Here is a 21724-nt window from a genome sequence, read left to right on the forward strand (position 1 = left end):
TTTCCTTATTAAGTCAATAGTGCGTGCTGGGGGATGGCACGGCCAATTAGGAAAGACGCAGCGCGTTCGCCGTCCTCGGGCTCCTCAAGGTTGACCAAAAGCATCTCATCTGTGCCGTCACTCAGTCCCCGCCCGAAAAGCATCGCTGTTTGATAGATTTTGTTGCTTGTCTCAGCACCGTCGGTGTCATGAATGTCTTCGATGTAGCCCATTGGTGCTTCGTCTTCTGGCGTGTGATCAAACCAGACGCGCGAATATTCAGTCGTTTCTGTTCCAGAAGGCAGAGCAAAGCTGGCCTTGCGTATCGCCGTCTTTAATTTGTTCCAATCTTCATTTTTGGACAGGTACCGAACGTCAAACGCATACCATAGGACGATTTCGTCGATCCGCGTGTCTTTGTGTCCGTCGCCGCCCTGAACCTGCAGCAAAAAACGATCATCATTTGGATAGAACCGATGCAAAAAAGATTGCTCCCCCAAATCAACAATACCTTGAGCAACGATTTGCAAATCGCTCTCAGGGGCAACAAGCAATGCGTCTTCGGGGATCAACTTTCGTTCCACGACATCAACTGTGAAGGTCCGGCCCAAAGTGAGGTTGGCCACCTCGGGAAGGGTTTTGTTGGGCGTTCGATTAAACAGTGATCGAAACATGTGCGCCTCCGAAACCGCCGGCAATTTGTTGCGCGGACAGACGTTTCTGACAGAGATAGAAAAATGCGCTACCTTCCTTTACCAAAGGCGGAAATGGGGCAAATTCGAAGTCGTGACCTCCGTCTTGTGAGACACAGATGAGAGTTGCCTCAGACGCGTCAAGCGCCAATTTTAGTGCGGATGTGTCGGTTTGTTCATTGACCGTGGCTGAATAAATCGTTGCGCCGACGTTGGCTGCAGAAAGCGCTTTGAGTACCTTGCCCGCTCCAGGGTCCTGAGCCGCTCGCACCAAGGCTTCTGAGGCGTTGGAAACAATTGCCTCCAGTCCAGCCAGTTTCGCCGCGCGCCGCGCCGTATCCCGATCGTCAAAGAATGCAGCGATGTGCAGCCTCTCGTTTAGTTCACGTATCGCCAAACACGTGTTGAATGTTTCTGCATCTGACCCGGCATAAACCATGACTTTTTCGGCCTCCGCAATCGCCGCGCGCTTCAGAGATGACAATGCGTCCAGGCGATCAGACTTCACCAATTTGATGCCTTCTGGCAGATCCACGTCGGAGTTCTTTGTCAGCAACACGATGTCCTTGTCGCCGTCTTGCCCAGCAATCAGGTTTTCGATCATGACGGGTGTGTGATCTCGGTGATACCCCACAATAACGGTGGCACCTTTGAGTTTATCGTAGCTCCCAAGTCCATCGGCCATTCGCCTGATCCTTTCTACCATGCCACCGGCAAGCCGCCCAAGAAATGCCGAAAAAACCAACAGTGCTCCGGGGAAGAACCAGAACGCAGCAATCAATCGCCCCGCTTGGGTCTGCGGCGACATATCCCCATACCCCACCGTCGATGCCGTGGTGGCTGCGAAGTAAATGTATGTCGTGAGACTTTCGGTGATTTCCGTTTCGCCAGCAAACCGAAACAAGATCCACGAAATCGCAAAAAAAGCAGCTGTGAACAGGCTAAGAAGCCACCATTTCAAATCAAGCAGCTCGCTGTAAATGCGGGAAATTATTCTTGTAAGTATTGGCACTTTGTACGGTCTGATGTTCTGCTGTTCGGATACTTGTGTCAAAATCATCGACTGTCAAACACTTATAGGTGGTGTTTGGCCTTGAAAGTCCCTTCGCCCGTTCTTACCCATATGACTGGAATAAATGCGTTCCCATATGACTGGAATAAATGCGTTTTGAGGGGCCCCATGAATAACTCAGTAGACTTATGGACAACTCAGTCTTTGGTTGCGGCAATAACTGAGCTGGGGGAGGCTTCAGGACTGTCCTGCACCCCGGTTGAGGGCTCCGACGTGATTGAAGTCACTCACGGATCTGCTGGCGATCTTGTCTTGCATGTAGCCGTCAGCGACACGCAAATTTTGACGTCAGCAATCTTATGGCCGCGCAGCGCGCAGGAGGATCCAGCGGCGTTTGAATCTATGATGCTTAGAACGCATAAGACCCTGCTGCCTCTGTGCGCACTCAGTATTGACGTCGTTGACGGGGAAGACGTCTACGAATTGTTTGGTGCTGTGTCCCGCTCCGCGTCGTTGACAGAAATTCTGGAAGAGTTTTCAGCGATTGCCGAAAGTGCTTTGGAATTGGCGAAAGACATCGGCCCCCGTTCAACCGAAGGAGATACGGTATGAGCATTTGGAAAAAACTGGTCACTGCAGTAAAAGGGGGCGCCAACGAAGCCGCCGAAGCTGTGGTCGATGCCAACCTGATGCGCATTCTGGACCAGGAAATGCGGGAAGCCAAAGACGCAATTTCCAAGGCGAGAGATGAAAAATCCCGCATGGTTGCCAATCGCATGACCAAGGAAAAATCCGTGTCTGAGTTGATGGCCGAAATTGAGCGCCGCACCAACGCCGCAAGAACGGCCAAACAACAAGGCGACGAGCCTCTGGCGGTTGAAATCATCGAGAGCGTTTTGAAACTGCGCGACAAAGCGGAAACCGAACAGGGCCTCGCGGATCAGTATCGGCAGACCGAGGACGGCATGGACGCCGCGCTGAAACAATCTCAATCCCGGATCGAGACTTTACAGCGCAAAATCGAAGCCGCAAAAGCCAATGAGGCCTTGATTGCAGCCCAAAAAGCGGCCGCTGTCGGCACCTCGGCATCCTCTGATCGGATGTCCAATGCCATGGCAAGCCTCGAACGCCTGGAAGAGCGACAGGCCCATCAGCAGGCCATGCTTGCGGCTGCCGACGAAGAGGTGAAGCTGGTGTCCGGGGAAGCGCTGGAAGACAAAATCAAAGCTTTGGAAAATCCAGCACGCAATGACGTGCAAGCTCTATTGGCAAAGCTCTAACCACAAATGGAGCGCGTCGCATTACCGGAACGTCCAGGCTGGAAGGCCCTGGCCGAAAAACTGGGCTTTGGGTTTCACTCAATGTACGGCGCGCCGTATTGGGATGAGAGCCGCGCCTACTGCTTTTCGCTGTCCGAGATCGAGAATGACATCGAAGACCCGACAACCGAGCTTTGGCAGATGTGCCTTGAACTTGTCGCGCATGTCGTAGCGGATTCAGCTCTGATGGAAAGGCTGGCCATTCCTCAGGCTTACCACGCGTGGATCAAAGAGAGTTGGCTGCGAAGCGATCCATCTTTGTATGGCCGGTTTGATTTTCATTATGACGGCACTGGACCGGCGAAGATGTTGGAGTTCAACGCCGACACGCCAACGGCCCTTTATGAAACGGGCTTTTTCCAGTGGGTCTGGCTGGAGCAGCAGATTCAGGCCGGCGTGCTGTCAGACGACACCGATCAGTTCAACTCGGTGCAAGATGCGCTCATTGAGCGGTTGCAGCAGATGTTTGCGCCAGGGTACCGCCTCCACTTTTCGAGCGTAAAAAATCTTGAAGAAGAGCGCGCAACAGTGAGGTATTTGGAAGACTGTGCCAAGCAGGCGGGCTTGGAGCCAAAGTTTGTCGCCATCGAGGACATTGGCATCGATCATCAAGGGCGATTTGCAGATGACGATGACTATGTGATCGACACAATTTTCAAACTTTACCCGTGGGAAGACATGTTACGCGAGCGCTTTGGTCCGGCGCTTCTGACAGCGCCACAGAAATGGCTGGAGCCGCCTTGGAAGGCCATTTTGTCGAACAAGGGAATACTGCCGCTGCTCTGGGAGATGTTCCCGGATCATCCAAACCTTCTCCCCAGCTGGTTTGCCGATGACGTGCCCATATGGGTCAAAGAGACCGCCCACGTTCAGAAGCCTCTGTTTAGCAGGGAAGGCGCCAACATCAGAGTGGTCAGGCCGGGCCGACCGATTTTGGAAACTGAGGGGCAATACGGCGCGGAAGGTAGCATTGTGCAAGCCTATCACCCCCCAGCCCGTTTTGGCGCGGACCACATGATGATTGGGTCTTGGGTGATAGGCGGCAATACCTGTGGACTGTGCATCCGCGAGGACAGTTCCGAAGTAACGCAGGATTTGTCCCGGTTTGTGCCACATTTTATTCAGGCATGACAAACGGCACAATGGTACCATGTCCGCTTTGGGTTGTAGATCGGCCTTTTGACGAGTTTTCGCCAATGTCAGCTTTGGGCCGGAAGCAGAAACTTTTAAAAGGGCGGCGAGCCGATGTTCACGGCGCTTGTCCGGCAAGGCTGGTCGCGCTGTTCCACAGCGCGGTCTCAAAAGATTGCGAATCTGCCAGATCTCATTTTTGTTTTAATTGAGAAGTGAGCCCGAGATTTACATCCTGACGATCGAGTTAATAACGTCACAAATGTAACAATTCGTTGCAGTGAGGGCGCTCGGATCTTAAGTATCCGGCCCCACCTCCGACAACAGATTTTCCTTAACTAATATCTCGATGCGGATCTGTTCCTGCGATTTCAGCACCGAACGACCATCAACACCAGCCCTCAACAATCTTACCGCACTGCGTACCAGATGGCCTGGATTTTGAACAATCAGTGCATCAAGTTCACCAGACATAAGGCCTTTTCGGGTACGGTCGGTCAATTCATGTGCGAGTATTATCGGCTTTGATTGTAGTTTGGTGTCGGACAATCCTGCCAACGGCGCGCGCGCCTCTGAACTCATGATGTAAATTGCGACAATGTCGGCGTTTTTTTTAATAGCCGTAGCAATGACAGATTTTGCGCGCTCTTTATCGCCGTAGGTCTCCATGGATGGCAGGGCCGTAAGGTTCGGGAAATCGGTTGTCAGAACCTCATCAAGCCCGAAGCGGCGTTCAAGACTGTCACGGGCGTTCATGGTTTCGGTGACAATCATTACCTTGCCCTGACGGCCAGTACAAAACCGGCCAATCAGACGCGCGGCGGTGGCTCCCGCTGCCCGGTTATCGATGCCGACAAAGTCTAGGCCGGACATGTCTTGTTGACCGGAAATCAAGTGCACAACCTGTATGCCCCTTTCTTTCAGCCGAATGGCAGCATCGCGAACCTGTGGCGATTCCGGGGCCATAAGGGCGATACCATCGACATCTTCGGGGATGATGGCGTCGAGCGCCCTCGTGATTTCATGCGGGTCGTTTTGAGAAATGCTCTGATAGCGCAGATCCATGCCTTCGGCCTTGAGCGCGGCATCCGCCTCCTCGATATGACTGCTAAGCTCTGATACGAACAGGTCTCCGTGCCTCGGCAGCAGGAAAAGAAAGCGATATTGCTTGCTTTTTGCCAGGTTGGCTGCGGACAGGTTACGCACAAATCCTATCCGTTCGATTGCTTCGTTGACCGCATCCACTGTTTTTTTTCTAACACCGGATCGCCCGTTTAATACGCGATCGACCGATGCCAGGCTGACGCCGGCAGCAACTGCTAAGTCTTTGGTAGTTGGTCGCATTTTCAAAGCATTTCACTCGATCTACGCCACTTGGGGCGAGGTCGACATTGGCCTGAATTTTAATCAAGCGCAACCGTTCTGAGGTACGCGCCTCAAAAAAAGCTTGATCTGAGGTACGTACCTCAAGTACCACTGAGGGCATTCGATGAGTCGCGATCGAAGGCGCTGCGACGAATGAATAGGGAGGACTAAGGAATGAGAAACAACCTGACATGTACGGTTGCGTTGGCTGCACTGACTGCGGGCGCGGGTGTCGCAAGCGCAGAGGACCTGACGCTGTGCTGGGCGGCATGGGATCCCGCCAATGCGTTGATTGAACTAAGCAAAGATTTCGAAGAGAAGTCTGGTCACAAAATGAGCTTTGAGTTTGTGCCCTGGCCCAACTTTGCCGACCGGATGCTGAACGAACTGAACTCCGGCGGCAAGTTGTGCGATCTGATGATTGGCGACAGCCAGTGGATCGGCGGTGGTGCCGAAAACGGACACTACGTTAAACTGAACGATTTCTTCGATGCAGAAGGCATCACTATGGAAGATTTCATCCCGGCCACTGTGACAGGCTATGCGGAATGGCCAAAGAATACGCCGAACTACTGGGCGCTGCCTGCGTTTGGGGATGTGGTGGGCTGGACATACCGCAAAGATTGGTTTGAACGCCCGGAAATTCAGGAGGCTTACAAAGCCAAACACGGGCACGATCTTGCCGTTCCTGAAACGCTAGACGAGCTCAAGAACATAGCCCAGTTTTTCCAGGAGCGGGAAATCGACGGCACAAAGGTTTATGGCGCGGCGATCTATACTGAGCGTGGATCGGAAGGCATCACCATGGGCGTCACCAACGCGCTCTACAACTATGGATTTGAATATGGCAATCCTGAGAGCCCCTACGAGCTTGAAGGTTTTGTAAATTCCGCCGAAGCGGCCGCGGGGCTGGAGTTCTACAAAACCCTCTACGACACAGCGACTCCTCCGGGATCTTCCAACTGGTATATGGGCGAAAACATTGATGCCTATAAATCGGGCCAGGTCGCACTTCAGATGAATTTTGCCTTCATCTGGCCGGGTGTTGAGGCCGATCCCAATGTGGGCGGTGGCAAATCAGGTTATTTCCCCAACCCAGCCGGGCCGAGCGGTCAATTTGCACAGCTTGGCGGACAGGGGATTTCGGTGGTCGCGTATTCTGACAAGCAAGACGCGGCACTGGAATATATCAAGTGGTTTGCGCAGCCCGATATCCAGGCCCGTTGGTGGGAACTGGGAGGCTATTCTGCTCTGAAAGCAGTGGTGGAAGATCCGGGTTTTGCCACCAGTCAGCCCTATGCGCAGACCTTCCTTGACTCGATGGCGATCGTCAAAGATTTCTGGGCGGAACCGACCTATGCCGAACTGTTGCTGGCAATGCAGCAGCGTGTTCATGACTATGTGATTGCCGGAAATGGCACCGCGCAGACAGCTCTGGACGGTCTGGTCAAGGATTGGGTCGAAGTCTTCGAAGACGACGGCAAAATATGAGCAGTGACACGGGGCCGAACCTGTTCGGTACTCATTTCCCGACCGGCGCCAGGCTGGTCGGGAGCATCAAACGACCCATCCGAAATAGCCTCATCTAAGGGAACGCTGTTCCGATGAAGGACCCCAAAATGGTTTACACACCTATCGAGAAGCTCGCCCAGGCGACGCCCCAGCCGATGGCGCAAAAAGTCAGGGGCTTGTCCGACCGGGCGATTGCCTGGATTTTCGTGGCTCCGTCGATCTTTCTGTTGCTGGCGGTAAACATCTTTCCGCTGATCTGGACGATCAGGCTGAGCTTTACAAACTTCAAGGTCAACCGGGCCAACCGCGATATCGAATTTATTGGATTACGCAACTACGAGCGCATTCTGACAGACAGCGACATCTGGATGACGATGCAGGCGACCGCCCATTTCTTGATCTGGACCATCGTGCTGCAGGTGCTGATCGGGTTCGCACTGGCCTACCTGATTAACATGAAATTCAAGGGCAATGATCTGTGGACCACGATTATCGTACTGCCCATGATGCTCAGCCCAGCGGTTGTTGGCAACTTCTGGACCTTTCTGTACCAGCCGCAAATCGGTCTGTTCAACTACGTGGTGACGTTCTTCACTGGCGGGGATCCGTCAAGTTTCTCGATGATCGGGGACGTGCATCTGGCGCCATGGGCCATCGTGATTGCCGACACATGGATGTGGACACCCTTCGTCATGCTGATTTGCCTGGCTGGGCTGCGTTCCATCCCGGATTCAATCTACGAAGCCGCAGAATGTGACCGTGCAAGTAAGTGGCGCCAATTCTGGACCATCACGGTTCCCATGGTGCTACCGTTCCTGATGTTGGCCGTGCTGTTCCGTGGCATCGAAAACTTCAAGATGTTCGATCTTGTGGTGCAACTAACCGGCGGAGGGCCGGGCAACACCACGACCCTCACATCCATAGATCTGAAGCGGGAAGCCTTTGAAAAATGGCGCACAGGGTATTCGTCCGCCTACGCGGTGATCCTGTTTGTGACCGTGTTTGGCCTCGCGTCGATCTATGTCAAAGCTTTGAACAAGGTCAAAGAAAGATGAGCTTTTCTGTTACTGAACCAACCATTCGGACCAAATGGTTCGCGGGGACAGCTGTTATCCTTTACGCCGTGATCACGATCTTGCCGTTGATGTGGATCGTGGCGACCGGGTTCAAATCACCCGCGGACTCGATCGCTTATCCGCCCAAGGTGGTGTTCGAGCCAACTCTGGAAGGATACGTAAACCTTTTCACAACGCGTACGCGACTTGCCGAAGGTGATATGGCGGCTCTGCCACCAGCAGAGACATGGTACGAGAAAATCGTGCGGGATCAGGGGCAGATCATTTCCGGCCCGTCGCGCTATGGCGAACGATTCCTGAACTCTGTCATCATCGGATTCGGCTCGACCGTGCTCTGCATGGTGCTTGGCACGGCTGCTGCCTACGCATTCAGCCGCTTTCGAGTGCCACTTAAGGACGATCTGTTGTTCTTTATCCTGTCGACGCGGATGATGCCGCCTATTGCGGTCGCAATTCCAATTTTCCTGATGTTCCGGCAGCTGGGTCTGAATGACACGCATCTGGGAATGATCCTGCTGTACACAGCGGTGAACCTGTCCTTGTCGGTCTGGCTTCTGAAGGGCTTCATCGACGAGATCCCGGTGGAGTACGAAGAGGCTGCGCTGATCGATGGATACACAAGGTTTCAGGCATTTTACAAAGTCGTGTTGCCGCAGGCGGCCACGGGTATCGCCTCGACCGCGATCTTCTGTCTGATTTTTGCCTGGAATGAATACGCCTTTGCAGTGTTGCTGACATCCGGCACGGCGCAAACCGCGCCACCCTTTATCCCGACAATCATAGGCGTTGGCGGCAAAGACTGGCCGGCTGTCGCTGCCGGGGCCACCATCTTTCTGGTGCCGGTTATGGTTTTCACCATCCTGCTGCGCAAACACTTGCTGCGTGGGATCACTTTTGGGGCGGTACGCAAATGAGACAATTTTTCAATGGCTTGATTGGGCTACGGCGCGGCGCGTGGGAAATACTGGCGTCAACAATGATCGCCGTCGGAGTGGTCATGCTGATGCAACCCTTTCTGCTTGGGTTGTTCACCTATTCCTTCATTGTCACCCTGAGCGGCACGGTGATGTTCATCATCGTCAGCCACTTTCCGGAGTAAACAGATGGCACAAATACGTATCGAAAATGTGCGCAAGGACTTTGGAACTTTCAACGCGGTTCAGTCGTCGACATTCACAATCGAAGATGGCGAGTTCTTCATGCTGCTGGGGCCTTCGGGGTGTGGAAAAACCACCACGCTGCGCATGATGGCCGGGCTTGAATTGCCCACAAGTGGAGAGATCTACATTGATGGGGAAGAGGTGGGTATGAAGCCCGCCAGTCAGCGCGATATTGCTTTTGTCTTTCAGATGTTTGCGCTCTATCCGCATATGAATGTCGGTAAAAACATCAGCTACCCGCTCCTGAGCCAGGGCATGTCAAAGGCAGAGGCTAAGAAAAAGGTCGACGAGGTCGCTCAGATCCTTGGCATTTCGGACATCCTCAAGAAGCCAGTTGGTGGGCTTTCTGGCGGGGATCGTCAACGCGTAGCACTTGGGCGCGCGATTGTGCGTAATCCCAAAGCCTTCTTTATGGACGAACCGTTGGGGGCCCTTGACGCCGAGTTTCGCGAGCATATGGCAGAGGAGCTGCGCGCTTTGCATGACCGGATGGGCGCGACCACGGTTTACGTGACCCATGATCAGCTGGAGGCCATGCAAATGGGCGACAAAATTGTGGTGATGAACCACGGCGTTGTCGAGCAATTTGGCGTGCCGCAGGACATCTATGATTGGCCTGCCACGATGTTTGTCGCCAGCTTCATCGGCTCGCCTGCCATGAACTTTCTGGAATTCCACGGCATGGTCGGCAGTGGCGCAACATCGCTGACACTGGGCGATAGCGAGATCAGCATCCCGCAAATGAGATCGGGCGCCACAGGTGATCTGGCCATGGGCATTCGGCCAGAGCACGTTCACCTGAATGACACGAGCACCTATCGGGGTGAGGTCATCGCAACGGAATATCTGGGAACCACCCAGATAGTCACCCTGAACACTCCGAATGGAGAGGTCAAAGCGCGCGTCGCCTCCAGCAAGAAAGTGGCCGTGGGTGAAACAGCCGGATTGGGTTTTGACGAGCGTTCGATTTCAGTTTTTGACAAACAAAGCCAGCGCGCCTTGTTGTCGGCAGGAAATGAAGGAGTATTGCAGCATGGCTGAGGTAGAACTTCGTAACATCAGCAAGAGCTTTGATGGCGTTTTTGCCTTGAACAATGTGTCCATGACGATACCCGATGGGGCCTTCGTGGTTCTGCTGGGACCAACAGGAGCGGGCAAAACCACAACGCTGCGCATGGTGTCTGGTCTGGACAAACCTGACAGAGGCGACGTGCTAGTGAACGGCCACAGCTTGGCGGGTTTGACCCCGGCCCAGCGCAACGTTGCGATGGTTTTTCAGCAATACTCGCTGTACCCGCATCTGACGGTCTATGAAAACCTTGCCTTTCCCCTGCGTTCTCCACTGCTCAAGACCTCAGAGGAAGACATCAAGGTCAAGGTGAGTCGCGTGGCGGAAACACTTCAGATTGCGCACAAGCTAGACAACAAGGCCACGGCCCTGTCCGGTGGCGAAATGCAGCGGGTGTCAATCGGTCGGGCGCTCGTGCGCAGTCCCGAGCTTTACCTTATGGACGAGCCGCTAAGTTCTCTTGACGCCAAGTTGCGCGCGGATTTGCGGATTGAACTTAAAAGCATACAGGCGGATTCCGGCGCGACTGTACTCTATGTCACACATGACCAGATCGAAGCCATGACAATGGCCACACATGTCGGCGTTCTGAACGAAGGCAAGCTGATCCAGTTCGGATCGCCCAGAGAGATTTACGAAGACCCGGTCGATATTTACGCGGCCAGCCGCCTAGGGCAACCGCGCATCAATATCCTGCCCGCAGATCTTTTTGGACATGCCCCAACAGGTGCGACTTCCATTGGACTGCGCCCCGAGCAAATCCATCAGGGCGAAGGTCAGGAAAGTCTGGTCACGCGAGTGGAACATCTGGGCGATCAAACAAGGCTGCACCTGTCACTCAAGGATCATGATCTTACCACAGTTACAGACGCTCACACCCAGCTTGCAGCAGGCGATATCGTTCGCATTTCGCCGCAGAACCCATTTTTCTTCGACGCCGCAGGCGACCGGATTCACTAAGGACAAATCGCATGACACAGTTCATCAACAAAAAAGAAGACATCGTTGCCGAAGCCGTTGACGGGACAATCGCCACCTCTGGCGGGCGGTTAAAGCGACTGGACGGCTATCCGCACATCCGCGTTGTTGTCAGATCAGATTGGGACAAGTCAAAAGTCGCAATCGTCTCGGGCGGTGGGTCCGGGCACGAACCGGCGCATGCCGGCTTTGTCGGCGAAGGTATGTTGACAGCGGCCGTATGTGGCGAGGTTTTTGCCTCGCCTTCCGTCGATGCGGTTCTTGCCGGAATTCTGGCGGTGACGGGCCCGGCGGGGTGTTTGTTAGTTGTCAAAAATTATACTGGCGACAGGCTGAATTTCGGTCTGGCCGCAGAAAGAGCGCGCGCTTTTGGCATCAGGGTCAATATGGTGATCGTCGACGATGATGTGGCCCTTCCAGACTTGCCACAAGCAAGAGGCGTCGCCGGTACACTGTTCGTACACAAGATTGCGGGGGCGCTGTCCGAAAACGGTGCAGATTTGGCGACCGTGACAGCCGCTGCCGAGAAAGTTATCAAAGGTGTGAGCTCGATCGGCATGTCGCTGGACACATGCACTGTTCCGGGGGCTCCGAAGGAAGAGCGCATCCCTCTGGGCAAAGCTGAGCTTGGTCTCGGTATTCATGGCGAAGCGGGGGTCGAACAGATTGATTATTCTGACGCCAAATCGGCCATTGGCCAATTGGTCGAAAAGCTGGCCACCTCTATTGATCCGAACAAACAATACGTGGCCTTGTTGAACAATCTGGGTGGGGCTTCGGTTCTTGAGATGTCCATTCTGGCTCATGAGTTGGTGAATTCGGGAATTGGCGCGCAGATTTCCCACATCGTTGGACCGGCAGCGATGATGACGTCGCTGGAAATGCGTGGCTTTTCAGTATCACTCTATTGTGCCAGCCCAGAGGAATTGATGGCCCTGCAAGCCACCACGCAGCTGAGCGCCTGGCCTGGCGTGAATTCAGTTAGTCCGGTTGAAATCATGCAATTGCCCGACGGCCTGAAACCCATTCGTCCGCTTGCGTCAGACCATGCCGAAACCCGGTCTTTCCTGACACGTTGTTGCGAAATCCTGATCGCGGCAGAGGGCGATCTGAACGCTTTGGATGCAAAGTCCGGTGATGGGGATACGGGAACGACATTGGCGGGCGCTGCCCGCGCATTGCTTAAGGCGATGGATGAATTACCGCTGGCTGATCACACTCAGCTTTACCGGGCGATTGGTCAGGAGTTGAGCCAGACCATGGGTGGTTCTTCCGGCGTGTTACTGGCTATCTTTTTTGCCGCAGCAGGAGACGCAGCCTCAAGCGGTTTGTCGATGAGCGAGGCCTTGCACTCAGGTCTGAACCGAATGCAGGAGATCGGTGGCGCTAATCTGGGGGATCGTACCATGATTGACGCGCTCAAACCTGCGCTGGAAAAACTGGACGGTGGCTTGCCGCAGGCCGCCGAAGCCGCACGTGCAGGTGCCAACCAAACCGCGCACATGGATCGTGCCCGAGCAGGTCGGGCGTCTTATATCAATCCAGAGCAGCTGCGTGGCAATATCGACCCTGGCGCCGAGGCTGTCGCGCGATTATTGGAAAGACTCTCCGTGTGATGTTGCAAAGATAAATTCTGTACACTTCGCTGCAAGTTTCCCGATAACAAAAGCAAAGAGATAAAACCAATTTTTCGATCTCGGATGGTGGTCAAAAAATGTGAAAACAGCACTTATTTGACGAACGTTGTAGTGCTTCCGGTTTGGGGCTTCTTTGCGATGGCCGATAGCAGCAATTCGCGGTCGACATTAATGAGAAGTACGGTATTCAGTGAAGGCTCGTAGCTGCCGATCGCCGCAACTTGGTTGAACGGCGCCAATGCGAGATAAAGCTGCCGTTCACCTATCTGAGTGCCGCGACTGGTAGCTGCGCATTGCCGACATTGGGACATCGCGCAGCATCGGCCAAAGTGGGCTCGAACCGGACTTGCGGCAGTGCGGCAGCGTGTCCGCAGCGAAGCTGCGCGCGAACCAAGGTTATCAACTGCTGGTGCCAGCCCAAAGCGGACCCATGCATGGTTACCAGTTAGGCGGGCCGACACATGCAGGCCGGGCGGATAGCCGACTTTCGCTGCGGTTCGCACCAAGGTCTACTACGCGGGACTTTCCGGACTTATGCATTTGACGCTCAAAAGTCTGCTTTCGGCATGCTCGCTGGAAAACCTTTGTATTTCACCAACAGAATAGCGCCACTTGCCTACGAACTAAGATGTGGAGACAATGGTGACGACTTTCAATCGTAAAGCTGACCATGAACCTAACCGACGAAGAAGCCGATCTGATCTTTTCGATTATGCGTGACCTGAGTGGAGAATTTGACCATTCCGAGGTTCGTCGGCGTGTGGGTCAGAAGATGCTTGATCTTCTCAAGGCCGATTATTTCGCGTCCTACGTCTGGGATGAGGATGCTCAGAAATTCGTGTCCTGTGTTCAGATCAACATGACCGACGACAACTTGCGTCGCTACGAAAGCTACTTCCAGTTTCACGACCCGATCACGCCGACCCTGCAAAAACGAAAGAAGGCGACGCCAGTTAGCGAAGTGATGCGGCATGACCGTCTGGTCAAGACCGAGTTCTTCAATGATTTCCTGAAGCAGGACGGCCTGTGCTACGGCATGAACTACTTCGCCTATGACCGGGGCGACAATATCGGCGACCTGAGGATATGGCGTGGGGCGAACCGTGAGGACTTTACATCCAGGGAGGCTCAAATCGTGGACGCCGTGGGGCCGAGCCTGGTCAATGCCCTGATCCGGGCGAGGAGTGCAGTCGAGCAGTTGCCGTCCCTGAGGTTCGCCCAAATTGCCGACGATCTGGGGTTCACGGTTCGGGAAGCCGAGGTGGCGGACCTTTTGGTTACCGGGCTCACAGACGACGAAATCTGCGGCAAGCTCGGCGTCTCCAAGCCCACGCTGCGTTCCCATATTGCGTCCCTCTTCCGGAAATCGGGCCTGAAAAGACGCACGCAACTGGCGCAATTCCTGGCCGAGAAAAATCATCATTTGTGATGATAGGAAACTGAACCGGCCAGTTTCTATCCTGTTTCCCAAACATCAGGGAGGCAAGGATGTCGCTGGATTTGGAGCGTTTGGATGCGGTCGCCACGGTTGCCGCGATCAGAGATGGGTCGGTTTCTGCGGCTGAATATGCCGAAGGCCTGGCGGACCGGGCCGCGAAACATGCGGACCTGAATACGCTTCAGAGTTTCGATGCAGAACATGTCGTTCGGGCAGCGACCGAAGCCTTCGAGGCCAATCCGGGAGCGGCGCTTGCGGGCCTTCCGGTCGTGGCCAAGGACAACATCAACACCACGAATTACCCGACTGCAGGCGGCACGAAGGCTTTGCTTGATCATACCCCGGCAACGGATGCCGGTGTTGTCCAGCGGATCATCCGGGCGGGTGGGTTCATCGGGGCCAAGGCCGGAATGCATGAACTGGCCTTTGGCATCACATCGAACAACGCGGTCACCGGGGCCGTGCGCAATCCGGCTAACCCGTCCATGATCCCAGGCGGGTCATCGGGTGGCACCGCAGCCGCCATCGCCGCCGGGATATTCCCCGCAGGTCTGGGCACTGATACCGGCGGGTCCTGCCGTATTCCCGCAGCCCTCTGTGGCGTAATCGGCTTCCGTCCGACAACCGGGCGGTATGATGGCGATGGCGTTGTTCCGATCTCGCACACCCGCGATACCGTAGGACCATTGGCCCGCAGTGTTCGGGATATCGCCCTGTTCGACAGCGTTCTGTCGGGCATCAACACGGAACTCGCAGATGTCGAGATGGGCAATGTTACTTTAGGTGTTCCCCGGCAGATGTTCTTCGACAACCTCGATCCGGTTGTTGCCGAAGCGGTCGAGGCGCAACTCTCTACCCTGTCAGCCGCAGGGGCCAAGCTCGTCGATGTTAGATTCGAGCCGATCTGGCCGCATAACGAAGCCTTCAGTTTCCCGGTCGTGCTTTACGAGGTCATGCGCGACCTGCCTGCCTATCTGACGGAACACGCCCCGGACATTTCCTTTGAAACACTCGTTGCAGGCATAGGCTCACCGGATGTGGCCGGAGCCATTGGCAGCCAGCTTGGGGAAGAGGCGATGCCGGAGGCAGCCTACAGGGCGGCGATGGACGAGCATCGCTCGGCAATGCGTCAGATTTACGGTCAGGTTTTCGAAAAATATAGGCTGGACGCGATTGTCTTCCCGACGACGCCCCTGCCTGCAAGACCCATCGGCGAGGACGAGACGGTCACCCTGAACGGCGAACAGGTCCCAACCTTCCCGACCTACATCCGCAATACGGACCTGGGATCGAATGTAGGTGCCCCCGGCATTTCGCTTCCATGCCCTGTGTCTTCGGGCCTTCCAGTCGGCATCGAGTTCGATGCCATGCCCGGCAAGGACCGGTCACTCCTGGCCTTGGCACGGGCCGCGGAAAAAGCAATGGCGCAATAGGCGCCTCTTTCAACAAAGGGAGGAACTCATGTTGAAATCAACGACGAAACTCTTGGCCGGTGCGGCCACGGTCCTGGCTCTCGGAACAGTATCCGCCGCAGCCGACATCAAGATCGGCGTTCTTGTGCCGGATTCTGGTCCGGCAGGCCTCTTCGGGCCGTCCACACGGAACTCGGCTACATTGGCCGCCGAGACGATCAATGCGAGCGGCGGGATCAATGGCGAACAGATCGAATTGGTCTTCGCCGATGTTGGCGTTCCTCCGGCCGAGGCAGCGCAGGCTGCACTGCGCCTGTGGAAAGGCGAAGGCGCTCAGGCTTTTGTCGGCATGCATGACTCGGCGGTTCGAGAGGCCTTGATCGGTCGCTTCAACGGGCAGATTCCGTATGTCTATACGCCGGTCTACGAAGGCAATTCCTGTGCAACCGGTCTGTACGTCACAGGCGAAACCCCGAGCCAGCAGCTTGCCCCGGTCATCCCGCACCTAACTGAGTCCGAAGGCGTGTCCAAATGGTATCTGATCGGCCATGATTACAACTGGCCCCGTGATACTAACGCCCTGGCCAAAACCTATATCGCCGATGCAGGCGGTGAGGTCGTGGGCGAGGAATACGTGCCCTTCACGGTTTCCGAATTCGACTCGTCTCTTCAACGTATCAAGGAAAGCGGTGCCGACGCGGTGCTAATTACCCTTGTCGGCGGCGGTTCCGTGGGCTTCAACGTCAGCTTCGCAGGCTTTGGTCTGGATGAACAGGCCATTCGCCTGGGCACTCTGATTGAAGAGAACACCCTTGCCGGGATCGGTGCGGACAACGCGGATCGTCTGTATTCATCTTCGGGCTACTTCGCCTCCATCGAATCTGAAGCTGCGGCGTCGTTTGCCGCGGACTTTTCGGCAGCATTCGGTGCAGACGCACCAGCCCTGAACGGTCTCGGTCAGTCGGCTTATGAGGGTCTGATGCTGCTGGCTGCACTGGCCAACAAGGCAGGTAGCCTTGATGTCGACGCCATGGACGCCGCCGCAGAGGGCACCACATGGAGCACGCCGCGGGGCGACAACACGCTGACCGGTCGTCATATGGCACAGACGATTTATCTCGCCGATGGAAGTGGCGGGGCGTTCAACATCGTCGCGTCGTTTGGCAACGTGGCTTCCTCTGAAGCCTGCGCAAACTGACCTCCCAGCCATGTCGTCAGTTCTTTTCCTAAACCTTGCCTGGCAGATCAGCACTCTAGCACTTGTCGCCCTTGGGCTTGCCATCGTGTTTGGCAAGCTTCAGATCATGAATATGGCGCATGGGGAATTTGTGATGATCGGGGCCTATGCCCCGGTCATCACATCATCAATGGGCCTGCCTGGCTGGTTGCAGGTTCCTATGTGCCTATTGACTGTGGCGCTGGTTGCCTTTGCACTTGAGCGCACGATCATCCGCCATCTCTATGGCCGGATGTTCGACAGCCTTCTGGCCACTTGGGGCATTGCCATTCTGCTACGCGAAGCGGTGGAGTTGATCTTCGGACGCGGCTATCAATCCGTCAGCCCGCCGATCGGCGGTACGCTCAGCATTCTCGGAGCCGACTACCCCGCCTATCGCATAGTCGTCATCATCGGCATCATCGTCGGATTTGCTGCGCTTTATTGGTGGAACACCCGCTCTAAAGTCGCAACCCGCATTAAAGCCATGGTGGGCAACCCGGACCTGGCTGAGGCCATCGGCATCAATACCGCCCGTTTGTCCGCAGGAGCATTTATCTTTGGTTGCTGCACCGCCGGACTGGCTGGGCTGATACTGGCGCCCACCATCCGCATCGAACCAATGATGGGGCTCGATTACCTGATCCGCTCGTTCTTCGCCCTGGTCGTCGGCGGTCTTGGCAACCTCGAAGGGCTTGGCATAGGTGCTGGCATCATCGCGGGAACACAATCTGTCCTCGGGGCCGTCGCCAACCAAACCTATGGCTATCTGGCTGTTCTCACTCTCTCTATTCTCTTTCTCTGGCTGAAACCCGATGGTATACGTTCTTCTTCCCGTTAGTCTGCTTCTGGCAGTCTTGCTTCTGATCCCCGAGTTGTTCGGGGACTTCGTGGCCTACCAGATCGGGCTCTACCTGATCTACGGCGTCGCCGCACAGGGTATCGGCTATCTCTGGGGCAAGACCGGGGTCTTGCCGCTGGGTCAGGCGCTCTTCTTCGGATTTGCGGCCTACGTCACAGCCATCACCCTTCGCGCCGAGAGTGGTCTAATCATTGACCTGGCCCTTGCTACCGCCGTGCTGGCTGCCATTTCGGTTTTTTCATTCCTCTTGGCCGCGCTGATCTTTCGGGGTCGGAATGAAAGCGGGCCGTACTTCTCGCTGATCACGCTGGCCTTGGTGATGATCGCTGAGCAGGTCGCAGGCACGATGACCAACCTAACCGGTGGCTTCAATGGGATGAGCGGTTTCGACAGCCTCGGCAATCTCGACCCGTTCGGCAGTTTTTATTACGTCATCGTCGCTGCCACTGTTGTAGTAAGCCTGCTTCTTTATGTGTTGAACAAGTTACCGGTCAACCTGATCGCCAAGGCGGTTGCAGACAACGAACCTCGCCTGCAATTGCTCGGCTTTCCGACCCATGTTGTTAAGGGGGCGGTCTTTGCCTTTTCAGCCGTCATCGCCGCATTGTCTGGGGGCTTGTTTGCCTCGCATCAAGGCATCGTGACGCCGACGTCGATGGGATTTGGCCTGTCGGCAGAGATGGTGATCCTAACAGCCGTGGGGGGGCGCTTCCACGTTCTCGGACCTCTGATCGGAGCAGTCATCGTCGGCTGGGCCTCAGCCGAATTGCGCGACAGTTTCCCTTATTGGGAACTACTGATGGCCGCCGCCTTCATCCTCGTCGTACTAAAGGCACCCGGTGGAATCGCTGAACTGCTCGAGTCGGGATACCGGCGCATTCGACCTGCGAAAATCGGCAAGTCCTTCGAGGCCATCGCCGCCCCGACAACCAAGGTGGTTGATTCTGATGCCCCCCTTCGCTTTGACGATGTTCATCTGCAAATCGGCGTCGTCCGCATCCTGAACGGCGTGTCTTTTGAGACCCCGCCTACAGGCATCGTCAGCGTCATCGGGCCAAACGGCGCGGGTAAAACCAGCGCGCTCAACACCATCACCGGCAATCTCCGCATAACCGACGGCAGCATTGCACTTGGGAAGCGCAGAATTGACTCGAGACCTCCCTATAAGGCTCTGCACAGCGGGATTGGCCGCAAATTGCAGGTGCCCTCGGTGTTCTTTTCCATGAACGTGTCTGAGAACCTGTCCATTGCCATGATGGCAAACCGCGCGCGGCTAATCGATCTTTTCCGCCCTTCAACCTATCAATGGCGATCGAAATCGCTGTCTGACCTGTTAGAACATTCCTCGGTACCGCTTCAGGAAGAGCTTGTCGAACCGGTCGAGCACCTGCCACAGGGCCACCGCCAGTTTCTGGAATACGCGATGACCATCGCGGCGGAACCTCAGGTGCTGCTGCTGGACGAACCCTGTGCAGGTCTTTCACCGGATGAAACGGCGCTGATGACCAATCTGGTTCGGGAATATCAGGCGGAAACAGGTGGTCTGGTCATTGTCATCGAACACGACATAAGCATCGTTGAAGCAATCTCGGACAAGGTTCTTGTTATGCACCTAGGGCAGGTTCTGGCGTTTGATACGTTCGAAACAGTACGAAGCAACCCGGAAGTTCAAGCTGTTTATTCCGGAGGAACGAAATGACCGCGCTTCTGGAAATTGACAACCTGACCGGCGGGTATCGCGACACCAACGTGCTGTTCGACGTCTCAGCCCGGATTGAAACGGGCAGTGTTCTTGGTGTCTTCGGTAGAAACGGCGTTGGCAAAACTACCCTCGCCCGGCTGGTGCAAGGTAGCCTGATCGCAGGTGCAGGTGAAATCCGATTAGAGGGAAGCTCTGTCGGCACGCTACCCGCGTATGCCCGCCGTGAACTGGGTTTCGGTTACATGCCGCAAACATCCATGGTGTTTGATGATCTGACGGTCAGGGAGAACCTGAACTTGGGCTCCAACCGCGAAGCACCGGATCGGTATTTCGAACGGTTTCCGAGGCTGGCGGAACGGTTGGACCAACCTGCGGGCACCATGTCGGGCGGGGAGCGGAAAATTCTGGCCTTTGTCCGAAGCATGATCGAAGACACCAAGCTGATCGTCCTTGACGAGCCGTCAGAGGGCGTCCAGCCGGAGAACATCTACCACATGGCCGATTGCCTGAAGGAACGGGCGGCGGCAGGGGTCGGTGTTCTTTTGTGTGAACAGAACCTGACCTTTCTGACCAGCATTTCTTCCTGGTATCTTGGATTGGACGCGGGAACGGTTGTTCTGAACAAACCGGCCAACGAGGTGTCGGGTGCGGATTTGAGGTCGATTTTAAGCTTGTAGTCGGGATCGGCCTCAATTCCGGTCGCTTCGAAAAGTGATGAAGCAAAAAACCGGTCATTCGTTTTGTCTGCAGCATTTGGCACAAAGGGCTCAACTGAGACATCCGAGCAAAACGGTCAGGTGACCGCTTGGTCTGGGTTAGCGGCCAATCAGCGATCGTCAAAACCAAGGCAACGACCGCTTTGATAGCGCGATGACGGCTTGCGGGAGAACCGGACCTTCGGCTCAGAGACGGCTTTGGCAGCAAGGCGAGACGAAGCTACCCTTCGACGCTTCACTACGAATATCCGCTGTTAGCAATCCAGGTTCATGAAAGAAGGGGCAAGTTGGCGAACCAAAATCTACACGCAGGCGTCGAGCCAAACATCACTTTGACTTTCTGGGCTGCAATCACCGGATGTGAGTCTTGCAATCCGCGAAGCGCGGTCGTCTAGCTCTTCATCACTTTCAAGAAGCCGGAACCGTCCCGGAGCGATTAGCACAGCTAACAGACGATGATACTCTTGATCGGTGAACTCAGAGGGTGCTCGGCTATAGATGCTTTCACTTGCCGCAAAGAACCCCGTCATCCACCCTTCAGGACCGCGCCCCATCTCAACTGAGTCGAGCCAAAGCGCGAGTATCTGGTCTTTGGCGAGTTGCCGTTCGAGACCAATAGCGAAGCCTGTCTGCCGTATCTTCCCGATTCCGGGGCGAAAATCCTCGAATCCTAGTCTCTTGGCGAGGGATTGGGAAATCGTAGTTAGTCCCGCCCCGGCCGTAGAGAGATCAACGCCAGCATGGTCAAGGAATTCCGGGTCTTGCACCAAGATAAGCTGCCTGAGTTGTTCAATGCCTAGATCATTTGGCCCGCGACCGTCAGCGATCAAACTGTCCGCGCGAACTGCGTACGCATCTGCCTGACGAACGGCGTCCCAATATCCAATGGCGCCGTAGCCAACGGCCCCCGCAAGAATGAGGAAGAATAGGCTCAATGCGATGCTAAAAATCCGTCTCATGTTCACGTCACTAACAAGGAAACCTGCCCCTTGGGGTATACTGAAGTCGAGGGTGAATTGAAACACTGAAACATCTTAAAGCGGCCCTTCGTGCATTGCGCAGAATTTGTCAAAGAGGGCTCGATGCAGACCTTAGCTGCGCTGTGATCTAACGTCCGCTAAGGGCCGTTGCAAGGCCTTGCGAAGATGGCTTTCCGGACTCTGAAACGCAGAGCGTTGACTCGGGGCTGATAGGGCTTGAACAGCCGCTGCTTTCACTATCGTGGAGAGCTTTCTCAACAACAGTAAACGCCTGCTCTTCGGCTGCAGCTCCGAAACGTCTTGTTCAACTTGGACTGAACGCAGCATTTTGAACATTCCGCTATCTGTTAACCCGCTTTCGAGCGAGACTGCCGCCTCCTACCAATTATTCCTTCGTCATTTCCGCCAAAATTCTGTCGAATAACGCGACTTTCTGTTCGTCAGAAAGGACTTGTGGCGCAGAGGTCT

Annotated in this window: 20 protein-coding genes; 16 read left to right on the forward strand and 4 right to left on the reverse strand. The window is 55.2% G+C overall.

The annotated features are described in order from the left end of the window. Nucleotides 1-8: 8 nt before the first annotated feature. Together MK208_RS19675 and MK208_RS19680 are read right to left on the reverse strand one after the other, a co-directional pair. Nucleotides 9-653 carry a DUF2491 family protein gene (locus MK208_RS19675; protein ID WP_294119358.1) on the reverse strand — a complete coding sequence of 215 codons (645 nt, stop codon included), beginning with the start codon at nucleotides 651-653 and terminating at the stop codon, nucleotides 9-11. Further along, nucleotides 634-1725: an ion channel gene (locus tag MK208_RS19680; protein ID WP_294119359.1), complete on the reverse strand. Its 1092-nt coding sequence runs from the start codon at nucleotides 1723-1725 to the stop codon at nucleotides 634-636. The genes MK208_RS19675 and MK208_RS19680 overlap by 20 nt, the downstream gene beginning before the upstream one ends. A 126-nt stretch (nucleotides 1726-1851) precedes the next feature. Here MK208_RS19680 and MK208_RS19685 point away from each other — a divergent pair, with 126 nt between their 5' ends. From MK208_RS19685 to MK208_RS19695, 3 genes are read left to right on the forward strand one after another with little or no spacing between them, the layout of a single operon-like run. Then, nucleotides 1852-2295, forward strand: a complete 444-nt coding sequence (locus MK208_RS19685; RefSeq protein ID WP_294119360.1) for a DUF2170 family protein — start codon at nucleotides 1852-1854, stop codon at nucleotides 2293-2295. Continuing rightward, complete coding sequence (locus MK208_RS19690; RefSeq protein ID WP_294119361.1) at nucleotides 2292-2963, forward strand: PspA/IM30 family protein; 672 nt, start codon at nucleotides 2292-2294, stop codon at nucleotides 2961-2963. Before MK208_RS19685 ends, MK208_RS19690 begins: the two co-directional genes overlap by 4 nt. 6 nt (nucleotides 2964-2969) lie before the next feature. Then, nucleotides 2970-4133, forward strand: a complete 1164-nt coding sequence (locus MK208_RS19695; protein WP_294119362.1) for a glutathionylspermidine synthase family protein — start codon at nucleotides 2970-2972, stop codon at nucleotides 4131-4133. Between the two features lie 297 nt (nucleotides 4134-4430). Here the strand turns inward: MK208_RS19695 and MK208_RS19700 are convergent, their stop codons facing one another. Beyond that, nucleotides 4431-5477 carry a LacI family DNA-binding transcriptional regulator gene (locus MK208_RS19700; RefSeq protein ID WP_294119363.1) on the reverse strand — a complete coding sequence of 349 codons (1047 nt, stop codon included), beginning with the start codon at nucleotides 5475-5477 and terminating at the stop codon, nucleotides 4431-4433. A gap of 195 nt (nucleotides 5478-5672) precedes the next feature. Between MK208_RS19700 and MK208_RS19705 the strand changes: the two genes are divergently transcribed. The 13 genes from MK208_RS19705 to MK208_RS19765 all read left to right on the forward strand — a co-directional run bounded on the left by MK208_RS19705 (nucleotide 5673) and on the right by MK208_RS19765 (nucleotide 20237). Continuing rightward, nucleotides 5673-6989, forward strand: coding sequence for an extracellular solute-binding protein (locus MK208_RS19705; RefSeq protein WP_294119364.1), 1317 nt, complete (start codon nucleotides 5673-5675; stop codon nucleotides 6987-6989). Nucleotides 6990-7117: 128 nt separating this feature from the next. After that, nucleotides 7118-8065, forward strand: coding sequence for a sugar ABC transporter permease (locus MK208_RS19710; RefSeq protein ID WP_294119365.1), 948 nt, complete (start codon nucleotides 7118-7120; stop codon nucleotides 8063-8065). Further along, nucleotides 8062-9000 carry a carbohydrate ABC transporter permease gene (locus tag MK208_RS19715; RefSeq protein WP_294119367.1) on the forward strand — a complete coding sequence of 313 codons (939 nt, stop codon included), beginning with the start codon at nucleotides 8062-8064 and terminating at the stop codon, nucleotides 8998-9000. The genes MK208_RS19710 and MK208_RS19715 overlap by 4 nt, the downstream gene beginning before the upstream one ends. Further along, nucleotides 8997-9185, forward strand: coding sequence for a hypothetical protein (locus MK208_RS19720; RefSeq protein WP_294119369.1), 189 nt, complete (start codon nucleotides 8997-8999; stop codon nucleotides 9183-9185). Before MK208_RS19715 ends, MK208_RS19720 begins: the two co-directional genes overlap by 4 nt. A gap of 4 nt (nucleotides 9186-9189) precedes the next feature. Next, on the forward strand, nucleotides 9190-10287 hold the full coding sequence (locus tag MK208_RS19725; RefSeq protein ID WP_294119371.1) for an ABC transporter ATP-binding protein: 1098 nt from the start codon (nucleotides 9190-9192) through the stop codon (nucleotides 10285-10287). Further along, a complete protein-coding gene (locus MK208_RS19730) occupies nucleotides 10280-11275 on the forward strand; it encodes an ABC transporter ATP-binding protein (protein WP_294119373.1) in 996 nt (331 codons plus the stop codon). Before MK208_RS19725 ends, MK208_RS19730 begins: the two co-directional genes overlap by 8 nt. Nucleotides 11276-11286: 11 nt before the next feature. After that, on the forward strand, nucleotides 11287-12909 hold the full coding sequence (locus MK208_RS19735; protein WP_294119376.1) for a dihydroxyacetone kinase subunit DhaK: 1623 nt from the start codon (nucleotides 11287-11289) through the stop codon (nucleotides 12907-12909). Nucleotides 12910-13600: 691 nt separating this feature from the next. After that, nucleotides 13601-14359, forward strand: coding sequence for a helix-turn-helix transcriptional regulator (locus MK208_RS19740; RefSeq protein ID WP_294119378.1), 759 nt, complete (start codon nucleotides 13601-13603; stop codon nucleotides 14357-14359). Between the two features lie 59 nt (nucleotides 14360-14418). Then, the gene (gene iaaH, locus MK208_RS19745) at nucleotides 14419-15801 is read left to right on the forward strand and encodes an indoleacetamide hydrolase (RefSeq protein ID WP_294119380.1); all 1383 of its coding nucleotides are present in this window, start codon (nucleotides 14419-14421) and stop codon (nucleotides 15799-15801) included. A 28-nt stretch (nucleotides 15802-15829) separates the two neighbouring features. Continuing rightward, a complete protein-coding gene (locus MK208_RS19750) occupies nucleotides 15830-16978 on the forward strand; it encodes a substrate-binding domain-containing protein (protein ID WP_294119381.1) in 1149 nt (382 codons plus the stop codon). A gap of 10 nt (nucleotides 16979-16988) precedes the next feature. Next, nucleotides 16989-17837 carry a branched-chain amino acid ABC transporter permease gene (locus tag MK208_RS19755; RefSeq protein WP_294119383.1) on the forward strand — a complete coding sequence of 283 codons (849 nt, stop codon included), beginning with the start codon at nucleotides 16989-16991 and terminating at the stop codon, nucleotides 17835-17837. Next, complete coding sequence (locus tag MK208_RS19760; protein ID WP_294119385.1) at nucleotides 17812-19557, forward strand: ATP-binding cassette domain-containing protein; 1746 nt, start codon at nucleotides 17812-17814, stop codon at nucleotides 19555-19557. The genes MK208_RS19755 and MK208_RS19760 overlap by 26 nt, the downstream gene beginning before the upstream one ends. Then, nucleotides 19554-20237: an ATP-binding cassette domain-containing protein gene (locus MK208_RS19765; RefSeq protein ID WP_294119387.1), complete on the forward strand. Its 684-nt coding sequence runs from the start codon at nucleotides 19554-19556 to the stop codon at nucleotides 20235-20237. The genes MK208_RS19760 and MK208_RS19765 overlap by 4 nt, the downstream gene beginning before the upstream one ends. A 341-nt stretch (nucleotides 20238-20578) precedes the next feature. On the opposite strand, the gene MK208_RS19770 is transcribed toward MK208_RS19765, so the two are convergent. Continuing rightward, on the reverse strand, nucleotides 20579-21301 hold the full coding sequence (locus tag MK208_RS19770) for a transglycosylase domain-containing protein (RefSeq protein ID WP_294119388.1): 723 nt from the start codon (nucleotides 21299-21301) through the stop codon (nucleotides 20579-20581). Nucleotides 21302-21724 lie beyond the last annotated feature (423 nt).

Source organism: Shimia sp. (assembly GCF_022448905.1).
GTDB lineage: Bacteria > Pseudomonadota > Alphaproteobacteria > Rhodobacterales > Rhodobacteraceae > Shimia.

What these genes read in the sequence shown, in the direction of transcription:
- MK208_RS19675 (WP_294119358.1), bottom strand. Translation starts at nt 653, where the DNA reads ATGTTTCGATCACTGTTTAATCGAACGCCCAACAAAACCCTTCCCGAG.
- MK208_RS19685 (WP_294119360.1), top strand. Translation starts at nt 1,852, where the DNA reads ATGAATAACTCAGTAGACTTATGGACAACTCAGTCTTTGGTTGCGGCA.
- MK208_RS19690 (WP_294119361.1), top strand. Translation starts at nt 2,292, where the DNA reads ATGAGCATTTGGAAAAAACTGGTCACTGCAGTAAAAGGGGGCGCCAAC.
- MK208_RS19695 (WP_294119362.1), top strand. Translation starts at nt 2,970, where the DNA reads ATGGAGCGCGTCGCATTACCGGAACGTCCAGGCTGGAAGGCCCTGGCC.
- MK208_RS19700 (WP_294119363.1), bottom strand. Translation starts at nt 5,477, where the DNA reads ATGCGACCAACTACCAAAGACTTAGCAGTTGCTGCCGGCGTCAGCCTG.
- MK208_RS19705 (WP_294119364.1), top strand. Translation starts at nt 5,673, where the DNA reads ATGAGAAACAACCTGACATGTACGGTTGCGTTGGCTGCACTGACTGCG.
- MK208_RS19710 (WP_294119365.1), top strand. Translation starts at nt 7,118, where the DNA reads ATGGTTTACACACCTATCGAGAAGCTCGCCCAGGCGACGCCCCAGCCG.
- MK208_RS19715 (WP_294119367.1), top strand. Translation starts at nt 8,062, where the DNA reads ATGAGCTTTTCTGTTACTGAACCAACCATTCGGACCAAATGGTTCGCG.
- MK208_RS19720 (WP_294119369.1), top strand. Translation starts at nt 8,997, where the DNA reads ATGAGACAATTTTTCAATGGCTTGATTGGGCTACGGCGCGGCGCGTGG.
- MK208_RS19725 (WP_294119371.1), top strand. Translation starts at nt 9,190, where the DNA reads ATGGCACAAATACGTATCGAAAATGTGCGCAAGGACTTTGGAACTTTC.
- MK208_RS19730 (WP_294119373.1), top strand. Translation starts at nt 10,280, where the DNA reads ATGGCTGAGGTAGAACTTCGTAACATCAGCAAGAGCTTTGATGGCGTT.
- MK208_RS19735 (WP_294119376.1), top strand. Translation starts at nt 11,287, where the DNA reads ATGACACAGTTCATCAACAAAAAAGAAGACATCGTTGCCGAAGCCGTT.
- MK208_RS19740 (WP_294119378.1), top strand. Translation starts at nt 13,601, where the DNA reads ATGAACCTAACCGACGAAGAAGCCGATCTGATCTTTTCGATTATGCGT.
- iaaH (WP_294119380.1), top strand. Translation starts at nt 14,419, where the DNA reads ATGTCGCTGGATTTGGAGCGTTTGGATGCGGTCGCCACGGTTGCCGCG.
- MK208_RS19750 (WP_294119381.1), top strand. Translation starts at nt 15,830, where the DNA reads ATGTTGAAATCAACGACGAAACTCTTGGCCGGTGCGGCCACGGTCCTG.
- MK208_RS19755 (WP_294119383.1), top strand. Translation starts at nt 16,989, where the DNA reads ATGTCGTCAGTTCTTTTCCTAAACCTTGCCTGGCAGATCAGCACTCTA.
- MK208_RS19760 (WP_294119385.1), top strand. Translation starts at nt 17,812, where the DNA reads ATGGTATACGTTCTTCTTCCCGTTAGTCTGCTTCTGGCAGTCTTGCTT.
- MK208_RS19765 (WP_294119387.1), top strand. Translation starts at nt 19,554, where the DNA reads ATGACCGCGCTTCTGGAAATTGACAACCTGACCGGCGGGTATCGCGAC.